Source organism: Variovorax soli NBRC 106424 (genome assembly GCF_001591385.1).
Lineage (GTDB): Bacteria > Pseudomonadota > Gammaproteobacteria > Burkholderiales > Burkholderiaceae_C > Variovorax > Variovorax soli.
The window spans coordinates 1-15,487 of record NZ_BCUU01000041.1; the positions used below are offsets into that span (position 1 = coordinate 1).

Below are 15,487 nucleotides of genomic sequence, written 5' to 3' on the forward strand. Positions count from 1 at the left end.
GCCGGTCACCGCCACCGCCACCTGCGCACGCGAGCGGGCCACGGCGCCCGCGGCCATGGCGCGGGCCACCGGCTCGCTCACGGCGCCGTGGGCGGCGATGAGCGCCGCATCCACGCCCAGCAGGTCGGTCTTGGCCTCATTGGAATAGGTGACGAAGCCGCGCTCGAACCAGTCGCTGGAGCCGGCCAGGTCGGTGCAGGCGCCGGCGATCAGGCCGCCGGTGCAGCTTTCGGCGGTGGCCATCATCCATTGCTGGCTGCGCAGCAGTTCGGCCAGCAGGGCCACGAGTGCGGGGGTGTCCATCGCGTCGATGCCTTTCATCGGGCGGATTCCATCATCCGAAGACGAAGCGCCACAGCGCAATGACCAGCAGCGTGCAGAAGGCCGCCACCAGGTCGTCGAAGAGGATGCCGAAGCCCGCGGCACTCCAGCGCAATTGGCCGGGCGCGGCGCCCTTCTGCTTGAACAGGGCATCGGCCCAGCCCACGGGGCCGGGCTTGGCCGCGTCGAAGTAGCGGAACAGGCCGAAGGCGATCAGCTGGGCCAGCAGCCCGGCGGGCGTGACGAGCCACAGCACGATCCAGAAGGCGACGACTTCGTCCCACACGATGCTGCCGGGGTCGGCCACGCGCATATTGCGCGCGGTGACGGTGCTGGCCCACCAGCCGATGGGCACGGAAGCCAGGATGACCCAGCCGATGGTGGCGGCGGAAAGCCAGCGCTGCATGACCAGGAAGGCGACCCAGGCCCAGAGCGTGCCCACGGTGCCGGGCGCCAGCCGCGACAGGCCCGAGCCGAAGCCCAGCGCGATGAAGTGCGCGGGGTGCGAGAGCATGAACCTGGCCGTGGGGCGTGCAATGGGGGCCTGGGCTTCTTCGGGCCCTGGCGTGGCAGATGACATGAGCGGAGCTGTTTCGGGCATCGGGTGTCGATGGTACCGGGGCCGGCCTGCCGCGCCCCGGCCATCGAAACGGAGCTACCCGCCCAGCCTGCGCATCGCCGCGCCCAGCGCCACGCGCGCGCGCTCCATCTCGACCCACGGCCCGTTGCCCACCGGTATGCGCTCTTCCACGTTGGCGAGCGTCCAGTGTGCGCCGCTTTGAAGCTTGGGCAACTCGTCCCATTCCACCGGCACCGACACGCCCATGCCCGGGCGCGCGCGCGCGGACCATGCGGACGCCGTCGTCGCCCCGAAGCCGTTGCGCAGGTAGTCGACGAAGATCCTGCCCACGCGGTTCTTCGGACCGCTCTTGGCCACGAAGCGCGCTGGAATGGTCTGGGCCAGGTGCTCCACCACCGCGCGCGAGAAATCCTTCACCTCGTCCCAGCCGTAGTGCCGCTTGATCGGCACGATCACATGCAGTCCCTTGCCGCCGCTGGTTTTCAGGAAGGCCGGCAGGCCCAGTTCGTCGAGCAGGGCGCGCATCAGCAGGGCCGCCTCCTGCACGCGCGGCCAGCCCACGCCCTCGCCCGGGTCCAGGTCGAAGCAGATGCGGTCGGGCTTGGCAATGGCGTTCGAGGTCGCATTCCAGGTGTGGAATTCCACCGTGTTCATCTGCGCCGCCGACGCCAGCGCGGTGGCGGTGTCGACCTGCAGCAGGGGCTCGTGGTCGCGGTCCAGTTCGGGCGGCAGCAGCGTCATCCCGGCGATCTCCCGCTTTTGCGCGTGCTTCTGGAAGAACAGTTCGCCGCCCACGCCCTCCGGCGCGCGCACCAGCGACACGGGCCGGCCCTTCAGGTGCGGCAGCATGAGCGGCGCAATGCGCTGGTAATAGGCCACCAGCTCGCCCTTGGTGGTGCCGCTCGCCTTGTCGATGACGCGCTCGGCATGCGTGACCCGCACGCGCGGCGTGGCCGGCGCTTCCTGCTCGGCCGAGCCCGTCTTTGTCGTCGAAGTGGCGTTGTTCTTCCTGCCCGAAGCCGCCTTGGTGCCCGGCGCCTGCTTCGCCTCCTCGCGCCCGATCTGCCGCGCCGGCTTGTCGATGCGCAGGCCCTGGAACACCGAGTGGCGTATGCGCCCGTCGCGCGTCCATTCGCCGAAGGACACCTCGGCCACGAGGGTGGGCTTGAGCCACTGCGCCACCTTCACGCTGGAAGGCACCGGGCCGGCAAAGGGCGATGCCTTGGCGGCCACGGCATCCATCCGCTCCTTCAGGTCGGCCAGCAGCGCTTCGTCGAAGCCCGTGCCCACGTTGCCGCAGTACTGCAGCTTGCCCGCCTCGTCGTGCACGCCGAGCAAGAGAGAGCCGAAGCCGGTGCGCGAGCCGCCGGGTGCGGTGTAGCCGCCGATCACGAACTCCTGCCGCAAGCCGCTCTTGAGCTTGACCCAATGCGGCGAGCGGCGCGACACATAGGCTGAGTCGCGCTTCTTGCCGACGATGCCCTCGAAGCCCAGGCGGGTGGCGGCAGCCAGGAGATCGCGCGGCGATGCATCGAAGGTCTCGCTCACCCGCAGCTGCGGCGGCGAGTTCTCGTCCACCAGTCCGCGCAGCAGCACCGTGCGCTCCTCGAAGGGAATCTCGCGCAGGTCGTGGCCGTCAAAAAACGGCAGGTCGAACATCCAGTAGGCGATCTTCGAGGTGGTGCTGCGCTCGAAGGCGTTCTGCAGCGCCTGGAAGTCCGGCGCACCGTTGTCGCCTTCCACCACGATCTCACCGTCGATCCAGGCCGAACGCAGGTTCAGCGAACGCAGGGCCTTGACCAGTTCGGGCAGCTTGTCGCTCCAATCGTGGCCGTTGCGGGTGAAGCAGCGCACGTCCTTGCCTTCGATGCGCGCCAGCAGGCGGTAGCCGTCGTACTTGAGTTCATAGAGCCAGTCGCTGGCCGGCTGCGGCGGCGCGTTGACCAGCGTTGCCAGCTGCGGCGATAAGCTTTCAGGCAGCGCCGCCTTGGGCGGCAGCTTGGCCTTGGGGGCCGGCTTGTGCGCCGCCTTCTTCGAGCCTGTGGCCGAAGCGCTGCCGCTCTTCTTCTCCGGCAGGCCCGCCACGCTGTCGGGCATGGCCTCGAGCACGTCGTATTCGGCCTCGGGCCGCACATGCGAATCGCGCTCCTTGATCAGCAGCCAGGGCGGCTGCTTCTCGTCGCCCTTGCCCTTGATGCGCACCAGCACCCAGCGGCCCTGCAGCTTGTGGCCATAGAGGTTGAACTTCAGGTCGCCCTTGGCCAGGCCCTCGTGCGGATCGCCCACCGGCTCCCATTCGCCGCGGTCCCACAGGATGACGCGGCCGGCGCCGTAGTTGCCGGCCGGAATGGTGCCCTCGAAGCCGCCGTAGGACAGCGGATGGTCTTCCACCTGCACCGCCATGCGCTTGACCGACGGGTCGAGGCTCGGGCCCTTGGGCACCGCCCAGCTCTTGAGCGTGCCGTCCAGCTCCAGCCGGAAGTCGTAGTGCAGCCGCGTGGCGTGGTGCTTCTGGATGACGAAGGACAGGCGCGTGGCCGAAGCGCTGGCCCGCCCGCCTTCGGCCGGCTCGGGCGTGCGCGAGAAGTCACGCTTGCGGTGATAGTGGGCCAGTGCGTCGCGGGTCTTGTCCATGCGCTGCGGTGCTCCCGTGCGTGTTGAAGATCAGGCGCGCTTGCGGGCCGCCTTCTTGCGGGCCGTGCCGGTGCGCTTGGACTCTGGCGCCGTCGCTTCTGCATCGGCCTCGGCCTCGGCCTTCTTTCCGCCGCCTCTTCGCAGGCTGCGCTGCAGCAGCTCGGTCAGGTCGACGATGTTGGAGGCGCCGCCCGCGCCTTCTTCCTGCGCCTCCAGCGGTTCCAGCTGCGCCACCGTCTCGGTCTTGCCGGCCTCCGCCTTGCGCTGCACCAGCTTCATGATTTCGTCGGTGAAGGAGTCGTGGTACGCCTCGGGGTCGAAGTCGGCGCGCATGTCCTCGATGAGCGCCTCGGCCATCTTCACCTCGCGCTCGCTCACGCCGGCCGCCTTGAGGCCCTCGGGCGGCAGCGGCAGGGCCTTCCAAGGGCGCAGGTCCTCGCTCCAGCGCAGCAGGTGCAGCACCATGCCGGGCCCGGCGGGCATCAGCATCGACAGGTGCTGGCGGCTCTGGATGACGACCCGCGCGATCCCCACCTGGCCGCTGCGCTTGAGCGTTTCGCGCAGCAGCGCATAGACCTTCCCGCCCCGGTTGATGGGTGCCAGGTAATAGGGCCGGTCCAGGAACACGAGCGGGATGCTCGCGGCCGGCACGAAGCTCTCGATCTCGATGGTCTGGGTGGTGCGCGGATAGGCGTCGGCGATCTCCTTGTCGCTGAGCACCACGTACTGGCCGTCCTCGTACTCGACGCCCTTGACGATCTGCTCCTTGGTCACCTCACGCCCGGTGCGCTTGTTGATGCGCTTGTAGCCCACCGGGTCCATCGAGCGCTTGTCCAGCCAGTCGAAGTCGATGCCGTGCGGCCGGGTGGCGGTGTACAGGCCGACGGGGATGTGCACCAGGCCGAAGGTGATGGCGCCTTTCCAGAGCACGCGCGGGGCGCCCTTGGCGGCGCTCGAAGAAGCATGCTTGCCGGCGGCAGCCTTGGTGCGCGCGGTGCCCTTGTGCGCGGTGGACGAGCGCTTGCGCGCAGTGGCTTTCTTGGCGGAAACGGCCATCTGAAATGCACCTCCAGACTGTGCACTCTAAGGGCTCGGCGCCGCAAGCGCGTGTAGGAAGCGCGCGCCGCCCGCCGTGCGCGCCGGGCGCGTTCAGGCCAGCCGCCGCTCGCTCTCCCGGGCGAAGTAGAACCATTCGGTGCCGGGCAGGGCCTCGTCGTTGGGAAAGACGATGTAGCCGTCGTCCGGTGCCTGCACCACGCGGCCGTCGGCCCGCTGGCCGATGGGCTCGCCGCGCGCCACCGCGTCGAAGGTGGCCCAGTCGCGCACGAACTGGTCGTCGGCATGCAGGCGGTCGGTCACGCTGGCCAGGCGCAGCAGCTGCGGATGCGCGGGCGGGGTCTCGCCCGCAACGGGCGGCAGCATCTGCAGCAGCCGCAGGGCGGCCAGGATGGCCTGGTAGGCCACCTCCGGCGCGGTCGGGTCGTCGTGCTGGCCGCATTCCAGCGTCACGCCGTAGCCGCCGCGGGTGCGCATGTACTCGTTGGTGCCGCGGCCGAAGTCGATGGCGTCTTCTTCCACCGCGATGCCGGCCCGCGCGCGCTGCGCCAGGCCGGCGGCATAGATGTCGAGCCAGCCTTCCACCACACGCGGGGTGCGCAGGTGCAGGGCCAGCAGGCCTTCTTCGGCGGCGCGTGCAAAGGGCTCCAGCGTGCCGGTGTTGTCGCGCGGGCCGATCATGGCGAAGGCCTCGCCGGCGCTCTGGAAGGAATGCAGGTCCAGCAGCACCTCGTGCCGGTCCAGCAGCGGGCACAGCAGGTCGGTGATGCGCGCCTCGTAGTCGGCCGGCGCCTGGCCCTTGGCGCTCGGGCGGAAATTGCGGTTGAGGTTGCGCTCGCCCTCGCGCGTGAGCTGCCGGCGCGCCAGCGGGTTGGCCACCGGCACCAGCGTCAGCTGCCCGCGCAGCAGGGCGAGCTCGCCCGCATCGAACTGCGCCACGACGCGCTCGATGGCCAGGCTGCCGCAGGTCTCGTTGCCGTGCACGCCGCCCAGCACCATGAGGCGCGGGCCTGGCTGCAGTGCGGCAAATCCATGCACGCGCAGCATGTCGGGCAGGTGCGCCCAGCGCGACGGGTCGTTGTGTGCGGGAGAAGACATGGCGGCCGATCCTACAGCCGGCCGCACGCCGCTCCTACCCTCGCCCCGCCCGCGGCATGGGACAACAGCAACCGGCATCAAGGAAGAAACATGTCCGCAGCAACACGCAAGAAGCCCGGCGACCTGCAGGACGCCAGCGGCGGCAAGACCAAGGTCGTCCAGCACGGCAAGTCCAGGGGGCGCCTGCCGCACGAACGAGACGAGTCGTCCGACAGCCAGCAAGGCCAGGGCGGGGAGCCGCCCGAGGTCGGCAAGCGCGCGCACGAGGATATCGAGCGCGGCCTGGTCGACACCGACCGCGGCCCGGTGATCGAGCGCCTCGACCGCGAGAAGTACAGGCGCTAAAGAAGAAAAAGAAAGCGCGGCGCGCTCAGCGCGCCAGGTTGGCCCGCATCTGGCCGATCACGGCCTTGTAATCCGGCGCATTGAAGATGGCGCTGCCGGCCACGAAGGTGTCGGCGCCGGCGCTGGCCACGCGGGCGATGTTGTCGGCCTTGATGCCACCGTCCACTTCCAGGCGGATGTCGCGGCCGCTTTGATCGATGCGCTTGCGCGCCTGCTCGATCTTGCGCAGCGCCGAGTCGATGAAGCTCTGGCCGCCGAAACCGGGGTTGACACTCATGATGAGGATCAGGTCGATGTCGTCGATGGCCCAGTCCAGCGCCTCCAGGCCCAGGCCCGGGTTGAACACCAGGCCCGGCCTGGCGCCTGCGGCGCGAATGGCCTGGATGCTGCGGTGCGTGTGCGGCGAGGCATCCGGGTGGAAGCTGATGTAGTCGGCGCCCGCCTGCGCAAAGGCCGCGGCCAGGGCGTCCACCGGCTGGATCATCAGGTGCACGTCGATCGGCACCGCCTGGCCCTCGGGCGTCTTGGCATGCGGCTTGAGCGCCTGGCACACCATGGGGCCGAAGGTGAGGTTGGGCACGTAATGGTTGTCCATGACGTCGAAATGGATCCAGTCGGCGCCGGCGGCGATGACATCCGACACCTCCGCGCCCAGGCGCGCGAAGTCGGCCGAGAGAATGGAGGGGGCGATGCGGTACGTGGGGTGCATGGAGGTCGGGCGGGTCATGACTGGGGATTGTCGCAGGCCCACGGCGCGAGGTGTCCGGTAGGATGCGGGGATGACTACCAGCAGCAGCACGATCGGCATCCTGGTCGAACCTCGCTACCTGCACGAGCAGTCGTCGCCTGGGGATCGGGTCTACACCTTCGCTTACACCATCACCGTGACCAACAACGGCACGGTGCCGGCCCAGCTGATTTCAAGGCACTGGGTCATCGACGACGCCGCAGGGCACCGGCAAGAGGTCAAAGGGCTGGGCGTGATCGGGCAGCAGCCGCTCATCCCGCCGGGCGAATCTTTTCGTTACACCAGCGGCTGTCGGCTGCAGGCCTCCACCGGGACGATGCACGGCAGTTACTTCTTCGTGACGGAAAGCGGCGAGCGTTTCGACGTGCCCATTCCGATGTTCGTGCTCGACTCGAGCACGGGCGACATCCCCGCCTCGCGCGTCCTCCATTGAGTCCGGCCCGAGGCCGGACCTCCCTACGGCGCGGCGCCCAGGCGGCGCGCTGCAAGAACGATACGCATGACAGCTTTCTTCAATGATCTGTTGGGGTTCTGGTCCGAGTGGGTGCGTCCCTCGGCCGGTTTCCCCACCGTGGTCTGGTCCCTGCTGCTGGCCGCGGCCGCGGCGGCCGGGCACCTGGTGCAGCGCTACACGGGCATGCCCAAGCTGGTGGGCTACACCATCGTGGGCACGATCGCGGGCTTTTCCGGCTTCGAGGGCGCGATGTGGCCGCTGCAGGGCATTGGCCTCTTCCTTCTGGAGCTGGGCGTGGCCATCGTGCTCTTCGAGGCGGGCGGGCGCCTGCCGCTGCGCTGGTTCCGCCACAACCCGATGGTGCTGGTGCAAAGCATTCTCGAAGCCACGCTGACCTACTTCGCCGTGTTCTGGACCATGCAGTGGCTGGGCATGGCCGACGTGGTGGCGGGCCCGGTGGCGCTGATCGCGGTGGTGGCTTCGCCGGCGGTGCTCAGCCGCGTCGCCCTCGACGCCAATGCATCGGGCCCGGTGATCGAACGCGCGCTGGCCCTGGCCACGCTCAACACGCTGTACGCGCTCACGCTGGGCTATGCGCATGCGGGCCTCATGGAGCGCGCACCCGCCAGCCTTCTGCAAAAACTCTATCCGGTGGCGGTGGTGCTGGGCCTGTCGTTCGTGGTGGGCGCCCTGATGGCGCTGGCCCTGCGCTCGGCCCTGCGCGTGATGAGCCCCAGCAGCGAGAACACATCCATCTTCCTGCTGGCCATCATCGCCGCCGGCGCGGCGGTGGCGGCGCACCTGGGCGGCTCGGCGGCGCTGGCGGCGCTCATCGGCGGCGTGCTGCTCAAGCAGCTCAACCCCAAGCCCTGGACCTGGCCGCGCCAGCTGGGCACGGCCGCATCGCTGCTGACCATGCTGATGTTCGTGCTCGTCTCGATGGTGGCAGCGCAGGCCGACTGGAACGCGCCCGTGGCCAGCACCGTGCTCATCCTGCTGGGCGTGCGCCTGCTGGCCAAGATCGCCGGCGTGGCCATCGCCAACCCGGGCAGCGGCGCCAGCTGGAAGCAGTCGCTGTGGCTGGGCGTGGCCATGTCGCCGCTGTCGGGCGTGGCGCTGCTCATCGCGTCCAACTTCGTGAGTGCGTCGCCGCTGCTGGGCAACATGATCACGCAGATCGCGCTGCCCGCCATTTTGCTGATGGAGGTGCTGGGCGCGGTGCTGGCCACGGTGGCCATCCATGCCGCGGGCGAGAGTTCGCAGCCCTGGCTGGCGCAGGCCTTCAACAAGAGCGGGGAGACCATCCGATGAAGTCAGCGCATTCCGAACGCGTGGTGGGGCTGGAGCCCTTTGCCCGCTCCGAGGCGCTGTCGCTCGGCGTGGAGCTGGAGCTCCAGCTGGTCAACACGCACGACTACGACCTCACGCCCTATGCCGAGGACATGCTGCGCCTCATGGCCCAGACGCCGCTGCCCGGCAGCGTGGTGCCGGAGATGACCTCCAGCATGATCGAGATCTCCACCGGCGTGTGCCACTCGGCGCGCGACGTGCTGGCACAGCTCACGCCCATCCGCGATGCGCTGGTGAAGAACGCGGACAAGCTCAACATCGCGGTGCTGGGCGGCGGCACGCACGCCTTCCAGCAATGGCACGAGCAGCGCATCTACGACAAGCCGCGCTTTCGGCAGCTGTCGGAGCTGTACGGCTATCTCTCCAAACAGTTCACCATCTTCGGCCAGCATGTGCACATCGGCTGCCCCGACGCCGATGCGGCCTTGCTCATGCTGCACCGCATGTCGCGCTACATCCCGCACTTCATCGCGCTGTCGGCATCGAGCCCGTATGTGCAGGGGCAGGACACGCAGTTCGACTCGGCGCGCCTCAATTCGGTGTTCGCCTTCCCGCTGTCGGGCCGCGCACCCTTCGCGCTGACGTGGAAGGAGTTCGAGGCCTACTTCACCCGCATGACGCGCACCGGCGTGGTCAGCAGCATGAAGGACTTCTACTGGGACATCCGCCCCAAGCCCGAGTACGGCACCATCGAGATCCGCGTGTTCGACACGCCGCTCACGGTGGAACGCGCCGCGGCGCTGGCCGGCTACGTGCAGTCGCTGGCCGCCTGGTTCCTGCAGGAGCAGCCCTTCATGCCCAGCGAGGACGACTACCTGGTCTACACCTACAACCGCTTCCAGGCCTGCCGCTTCGGGCTGGATGCGGTGTATGTCGACCCGGCCACGGGCGACCACATGTCCTTGCGCGAGCACATCCTGATGACCATGACCCAGCTCGAATGGCACAGCGAGGCGCTGGACGCCACCCAGGGCATGGCCCAGCTGCGCTCGAGCGTGGAAGCCAGCCAGAACGATGCCCGCTGGCTGCGCGAGCGCCAGGGCCGCGAGCGGATGCTGGGCGAGGTGGTGCGGCAGGCGGCGCTGCGTTTCCGAGGGGCCGTATGACGCCGATGAAACGCACGATGGCGAAACAGGGCCATGGCCGCCATGGGTGAGTTCGACCTCATCCAGCGCTACTTCACCCGCCCCGCACGGCGCTCGCCGCTGGGCGTGGGCGACGACTGCGCGCTGCTGGCGCCGGCGCCGGGCATGCAGCTGGCCGTGTCGTCCGACATGCTGGTCGAGGGCCGCCACTTCCTGTCGACGGTGGATCCGGCCCGGCTCGGCCACAAGTCGCTGGCGGTCAACCTGAGCGACCTCGCGGCCTGCGGCGCCAGGCCCCTGGCCTTCACGCTCGCGCTGTCGCTGCCCGGCGTGGACGAGGCGTGGCTGCAGGGCTTTGCCCAGGGCCTGTTCGCGCTGGCCGATGCGCATGGCTGCGAACTGGTGGGCGGCGACACCACGCGCGGGCCGCTCAACATCTGCATCACCGTGTTCGGCGAGGTGCCCGCGGGCGCGGCGCTGCTGCGATCGGGCGCCCGGGTGGGCGACGACATCTGGATCAGCGGCAACGTGGGCGATGCGCGCCTGGCGCTGGAAGTGTTCCGCGGCAAGCTCGCCCTGCCGCCCGGCCTGATGCAGCTGACGCGCGACCGCATGGAAATGCCCACGCCCCGCGTGGCGCTGGGCCTGGCGCTGCGCGGCATTGCCACCAGCGCCATCGACCTGAGCGACGGCCTGGCGGGCGACTTGTCGCATGTGCTCGAGCAAAGCGGCGTGGGTGCCACGCTGGATGCCGACGCCGTGGCATCCCGGCTGGCCGCGGCCTGGCATCCGGACGGCCAGGCGCTGCAACTGCCGGGTGAAGCGCGCCACGCCGTGACCCTGGCCGGAGGCGACGACTACGAGCTGGCCTTCACCGCACCGGTCGCGGCCCGGGAGCAGGTGGAGCACGCCGGCCGCGCCGCCGCCACGCCGGTCACCCGCATCGGCCGCATCGAGGCCGAGGCCGGCCTGCGCCTGGTGGACGGCAGCGGCCAGCCGCTGGCGCGCCAGCAGTTCGCCTCCTTCGACCACTTCGGGTAAACAGCGCTGTTACAAAAAAGATCGCGCGAACTTGTCGATTCGCGCCGGTCTGCTTCGACGTGCATGCGAAGACCGGAAAAAAAGCAGGCCGGCTTCTCCATTCATTCATCCATCATCCAAGGAGCAAACGATGCGATTCATGGTCATTGTGAAAGCCACCCCCGCCAGCGAAGCCGGCCAGATGCCCGACGAGAAGCTGCTGGCCGCCATGGGCAAGTACAACGAAGAGCTGGTGAATGCCGGCGTGATGAAGGCCGGCGAAGGCCTGCACCCCAGCTCGAAGGGCGCGCGCGTGAAGTTCTCGGGCGCCAACCGCACGGTGGTGGATGGTCCCTTTGCCGAATCGAAGGAGCTGATCGCCGGCTTCTGGCTGTGGGAGCTGAACTCGCTCGAGGAAGCCATCGAGTGGGTCAAGCGCTGCCCCAATCCGCACCATGAAGACTCGGAGATCGAGATCCGCCAGATCTTCTCGGCCGAGGACTTCGGTGCCGAGTTCACGCCGGAGCTGCGCGAGCAGGAAGAGCGCCTGCGCGAGCGCATTGCAGGCAGCTGATTCGTCGTTGCATCGTCCGCAGCGCAACCTTCCGGTGAGTTAAGCCGTAAGGGCTAGACCGTCTTGAGAATGGTCACACCCAGGAGGCACTTCTAGACTGCGCCGCACGTTGTCTGAGGTAGGCGCGCACTTCTGCAGCGTCTCTTGGGGGAAAGACATGCCCATGCGCATGCCGGCTCCCGACAGGCGGCGCGCTGGGGGTCGAATGCAACGGTGGATGGCGAAGACAACACGGGTCCGGGTTCGCGCTGACGCGGCGCGACCTCGATGCTTTCAACCACCCGTGCGCTCCTCCGGATGGCTGCTGGCCGCCGCCGCGCTGCTGGCGTTCGGCATGGCGGCCATGCCCAGGGCCTATGCCCAGGTGCGGGCACAGGCCCAGGCACCTGACGCAGAAGCTGCCGCGGCCCGCCAGGAAAAGGCGCGCCTGGCCGATGCCGACACCGTGTTCGCCCTCACGCAGGACGGCGCCATCCTCTATTCGCAGGATGCGATCAAGCTTTCGGGCTACCAGTACTGCAGCCAGGCCGTCGCGCTGGCCGAGGCCGGCGATTTCCGCCAGGGCGTGCGCGCGGCCAGCAAGGCGCTGCACCTGGCCAACACCACGAACGACCCCACGCTGGTGGCCTATGCCAACCGCGACCTCGCCATCGTCTACAGCTACTCGGGCCAGCTGGAAAAGGCCGAGGAGTTCGCACGCGAGGCCCTGCGCCATCCGGCCAAGGACCCCAAGCTCGTCATCGGCCCGGCCTACAAGGTGGTGGGCGACGTGCAGACGCGGCGCGGCGACTATGCCGGCGCGGTGCTCAGCTATGACACCGCCCTGGCCAACAGCTCGCCGCGCTACACGCCGCTGGTGCAGGCCTCGCTGGTCAACGCGCTCATCGAATCGGGCAACACCGAGCGCGCGCGGCAGCTGCTGTCCACCATGGAGGTTCCGAAGGATCCTTCGCTGGCCGCGCAGTTCGAGCGCACCAAGGCGCGGCTGCTGCTGGCCGAGAACAAGCCCCAGGAGGCGCGCGACGCCTACCAGCGCCTGACCAGCTACAAGTCCGGCGCCGATGCGCAGTACACCCGCATGTGGGCCTGGGACGGCGTGGCCCGCAGCGACATCGCGCTGGGCCAGAAGCAGGCGGCGGCGGATGCCTCGTCGCGTGCGCTGCAGGACGTGGACGCCGTGCGCGCCAAGTTCCGCAGCGAGGAATTCAAGATGGGCCTGTTCTCCGATCTGCAGACCATCTTCGACCGCGCCGTGGGCCTGTACAGCGATGTCGGCAGTGCCGGCCAGGCGCTGGAGGTGAGCGAGCGCAGCCGCTCGCGCGCCCTGCTCGATGCGGTGCGCGGCCGCGCCGCGCTGGCGGGCCCCGAGGGCGCGAGTGCCAGCAGCGCCAACCTGGCGGCGCTGCAGGGTGTGCTCAAGAGCGACGAGCGCGTGGTGCAGTTCCACTCGCTGCCGGATCGGCTGCAGGTGTGGGTGGTGGGGCCGGGCGAGATCAAGACCAGCGCCATCCCCATCAAGCGCGACGAGCTGACCGAACTGGTCGAGACCTTCCGCAACTCGGTGGTGCGCGGCCGGCGCAATGCCATCACCAATGCCGACAAGCTGGGCGCCGCGCTGATCGCGCCGCTGGGCCTGGCGCCGGGGCAGCGGCTGGTGTTCGTGCCGCACGGGGCGCTGCACTACCTGCCGTTCCAGGCGCTGCGGGTGGACGGGCGCTATCTCGTCGAGACCCATCCGATCGCGGTGGCGCCGTCGATGACCATCGCCACCCAGCTGGCGCAGCGCGGCTCGCGCGCCGCGCCGGCGCTGGTGGCCTTCGGCAATCCGCGCATCGAGGCCAAGTACGACCTGCCCGGCGCCGAGGTGGAAGTGAAGCAGCTGGCGCAGCTCTTTCCGCGCAACAACCTCTACCTGGGCGCGGCCGCCACCAAGACCCAGTTCCGCGAAGCGGTGGGCAGCGCGCCCATCGTGCACGTGGCGGCGCATGCCGAGGCGGACCAGGTCGATCCGCTGTATTCGCGCATCCTGCTGGCCAACGAGAACGGCAAGCAGAATTTTCTGGAAGCGCACGAGATCCTGGGCATGCCGATGCGCGGCACCTCGCTCGTCACGCTGTCGGCCTGCGAATCGGGCCTGGGCCGCATCGCCAAGGGCGACGAGGTGCTGGGCTTCACGCGATCGTTCCTGTCGGCCGGCACCTCGGCGCTCATCGCCTCGCTGTGGCCGGTGTCGGACGATGCCACCGAAGTGCTGATGAGCACCGTGTATTCAGAACTGTCCAAGGGCAACGACGTGCAGCGGGCCATGCAGGCGGGCCAGCTCGCGGTGCTCAAGAACCCCAAGCTGTCGCACCCGTTCTTCTGGGCCCCGTTCAACCTCATCGGCAATTGGCGCATGACCGTCGGGAGCCCGGCATGAAGCAGAACAACAACAAGAAGAAGAACAAGCTCCGGGCAGCTGCCATGAACCAGGGAGGAGCACGGCAGCACCGCCAGCGCTTTGCCCTGGCCTCGGGCGCGCTGCTGGTTGCGGCATTGGCCCTCGTGTTCGCGCAGCGCGCGCAGGCCCAGTCGCAGCAGATCGAGAGCACCACGCTCACGCCCACGCAGAACCCCTGCACGGCGTGCTCGTCTTCCGCCAACAATGCGGCGCAGGTGACGCAGGCGGCACCGTCGCCCGGCACGCCCACGCAGGCCCTGCCGGCGGCGCCCGCGCCGCAGACCGCGTTCAGGCTCAACGACCTGCGCCTGAACGGCGCGCAGGCGCTGCCGGCCGAAGCGCTGCAGGCGGTCACAAGGCCCTACATCGGCCGCGACGTCACGCTGTCGGACCTGGAGCAGCTGGCCGGCGCCATCACCCAGCTCTACCGCGACCGCGGCTATTTCCTGGCGCAGGCGGTGGTGCCCGTGCAGACCGTGCGCGACGGGGTGGTGGAGATCAGCGTCATCGAAGGGCGCCTGGGCCGCGTGCTGGTGAACGTGGCGCCCGACGCGCCCATCAGCGAAGCGCGCGTGCGCGCCTTCCTCGCCAGGCTCACCCAAGGCAGCGCGGTGGACACGCCCAACTACGAGCGCGCCATGCTGCTGCTGTCGGACCAGCCGGGCATTCGCGTCACCTCGGCATTGCAGGAAGGCGCGCAGCCCGGCACCACCGACCTGACGGTGGACGTGGCGGCCGCGCCGCGCTGGGAGTTCTCGGCGGATGCCGACAACCACGGCACCGAGGAGTCGGGCCGCTACCGCATCGGCGGCACCGCGCGGTGGCTCAGCCCCTTCGGCATCGGCGACAACATCGACCTGCGGCTGATGGGCTCGGACGAAGGCATGGTGTTCGGCCGCGCTTCGTACGAGGCGCCCATCGGCGCCGACGGCCTGCGCGTGGGCGTGGGCGCGGCCCATGTGCGCTATGAGCTGGGCGGCGACTTCGCAGCGCTGGATGCCCACGGCACCGCCGACATCCTGGACGCGTCGCTCAACTACCCGCTGATCCGCTCGCGGCGGCAGAACCTGTTCCTGCGCGCCGGCGCCGACCTGCAGGACCTGTCGGACCACTACGACGCCATCGGCTTCGATTCGAAAAAGCGCGTGTACGGCCTGGGCCTGGGCTGGGCCTGGGAGCTGCGCGACGACTGGCTGGGCGGCGGCTACTGGGCGAGCTCGGGCAACTACTACCACGGCAAGCTGGACATCCGCGACCCGCTGAGCGAAGCCATCGACCAGATCGGCCGGCAGACCGAGGGCAGCTTCGACAAGCTGGCCTTCCGCTTCTCGCGCCTGCAAGCCGTCGTGCCGCAGCACTCGCTCTACCTGAGCCTGGGCGGGCAATGGGCCGGCAAGAACCTCGACCCGTCGCAAAAACTGTCGCTGGGCGGCCCGCGCGCGGTGCGTGCGTATCCGACGGGCGAACTGCTGGTGGACGAGGGGCTGATCGGCACCGTGGAGTGGCGCTGGTCCCTCAACGACGAAGTCACGCCCTATGTGTTCTACGACGCCGCGCGCGGAAAGATCGCCAAGGACCCGTTCCTGAGCGAAACCGACAACACGCAGAGCCTGCGGGGCGCCGGCTTCGGTGTGTCGTGGGCACGGCCGGGCAACTTCGCCCTCAACGCCACGCTGGCCTGGCGCGCCGGCACGCGCGAGGCCATCACCGACGGCGGCGGGCACAACCCGCGGCTGTTCGTGCAGTTCCAGAAGTTCTTCCAGTAAGCAAGCAAGCAGGGCG

At 69.2% G+C, this 15,487-nt stretch carries 14 protein-coding genes; 8 read left to right on the plus strand and 6 right to left on the minus strand.

Going from position 1 to position 15,487, the window contains the following annotated elements; translation table 11 throughout:
* From VSO01S_RS13660 to VSO01S_RS13680, 5 genes are all read right to left on the minus strand, one after another.
* On the minus strand, positions 1–321 hold a 321-nt coding region (locus VSO01S_RS13660), incomplete at its 3' end, for a CinA family protein (protein ID WP_153305263.1).
* A 13-nt stretch (positions 322–334) separates the two neighbouring features.
* Positions 335–901 carry a phosphatidylglycerophosphatase A family protein gene (locus tag VSO01S_RS13665; protein ID WP_068643269.1) on the minus strand — a complete coding sequence of 189 codons (567 nt, stop codon included), beginning with the start codon at positions 899–901 and terminating at the stop codon, positions 335–337.
* A gap of 75 nt (positions 902–976) precedes the next feature.
* Positions 977–3,535 (minus strand): DNA ligase D, encoded by a 2,559-nt coding sequence (ligD, locus tag VSO01S_RS13670; protein ID WP_068643271.1) that lies wholly within the window; start codon positions 3,533–3,535, stop codon positions 977–979.
* A 30-nt stretch (positions 3,536–3,565) separates the two neighbouring features.
* Positions 3,566–4,591: a non-homologous end joining protein Ku gene (gene ku, locus VSO01S_RS13675; protein ID WP_084241860.1), complete on the minus strand. Its 1,026-nt coding sequence runs from the start codon at positions 4,589–4,591 to the stop codon at positions 3,566–3,568.
* A gap of 93 nt (positions 4,592–4,684) precedes the next feature.
* Positions 4,685–5,689 (minus strand): M14 family metallopeptidase, encoded by a 1,005-nt coding sequence (locus VSO01S_RS13680; protein WP_068643273.1) that lies wholly within the window; start codon positions 5,687–5,689, stop codon positions 4,685–4,687.
* Positions 5,690–5,779: 90 nt separating this feature from the next.
* Here VSO01S_RS13680 and VSO01S_RS13685 point away from each other — a divergent pair, with 90 nt between their 5' ends.
* On the plus strand, positions 5,780–6,034 hold the full coding sequence (locus VSO01S_RS13685; protein WP_068643275.1) for a hypothetical protein: 255 nt from the start codon (positions 5,780–5,782) through the stop codon (positions 6,032–6,034).
* 25 nt (positions 6,035–6,059) lie between these two features.
* Here the strand turns inward: VSO01S_RS13685 and rpe are convergent, their stop codons facing one another.
* Positions 6,060–6,743: a ribulose-phosphate 3-epimerase gene (gene rpe, locus VSO01S_RS13690; protein ID WP_068643277.1), complete on the minus strand. Its 684-nt coding sequence runs from the start codon at positions 6,741–6,743 to the stop codon at positions 6,060–6,062.
* 70 nt (positions 6,744–6,813) lie between these two features.
* Between rpe and apaG the strand changes: the two genes are divergently transcribed.
* The 7 genes from apaG (at position 6,814) to VSO01S_RS13725 (ending at position 15,471) form a co-directional block, all read left to right on the plus strand.
* Positions 6,814–7,215 carry a Co2+/Mg2+ efflux facilitator ApaG/CorD gene (gene apaG / locus VSO01S_RS13695; RefSeq protein ID WP_068643279.1) on the plus strand — a complete coding sequence of 134 codons (402 nt, stop codon included), beginning with the start codon at positions 6,814–6,816 and terminating at the stop codon, positions 7,213–7,215.
* Between the two features lie 66 nt (positions 7,216–7,281).
* Complete coding sequence (locus VSO01S_RS13700) at positions 7,282–8,547, plus strand: cation:proton antiporter (RefSeq protein ID WP_068643281.1); 1,266 nt, start codon at positions 7,282–7,284, stop codon at positions 8,545–8,547.
* Between the two features lie 23 nt (positions 8,548–8,570).
* Entirely contained in the window at positions 8,571–9,692 is a 1,122-nt protein-coding gene (locus VSO01S_RS13705; RefSeq protein ID WP_068643323.1) for a YbdK family carboxylate-amine ligase, read from the plus strand.
* Positions 9,693–9,734: 42 nt separating this feature from the next.
* The gene (gene thiL, locus VSO01S_RS13710) at positions 9,735–10,712 is read left to right on the plus strand and encodes a thiamine-phosphate kinase (protein ID WP_068643324.1); all 978 of its coding nucleotides are present in this window, start codon (positions 9,735–9,737) and stop codon (positions 10,710–10,712) included.
* Between the two features lie 130 nt (positions 10,713–10,842).
* A complete protein-coding gene (locus tag VSO01S_RS13715; RefSeq protein ID WP_068643283.1) occupies positions 10,843–11,265 on the plus strand; it encodes a YciI family protein in 423 nt (140 codons plus the stop codon).
* Positions 11,266–11,548: 283 nt separating this feature from the next.
* A complete protein-coding gene (locus VSO01S_RS13720) occupies positions 11,549–13,684 on the plus strand; it encodes a CHAT domain-containing protein (protein ID WP_245684207.1) in 2,136 nt (711 codons plus the stop codon).
* Entirely contained in the window at positions 13,681–15,471 is a 1,791-nt protein-coding gene (locus VSO01S_RS13725; protein WP_245684208.1) for a ShlB/FhaC/HecB family hemolysin secretion/activation protein, read from the plus strand. The genes VSO01S_RS13720 and VSO01S_RS13725 overlap by 4 nt, the downstream gene beginning before the upstream one ends.
* Positions 15,472–15,487: the final 16 nt, after the last annotated feature.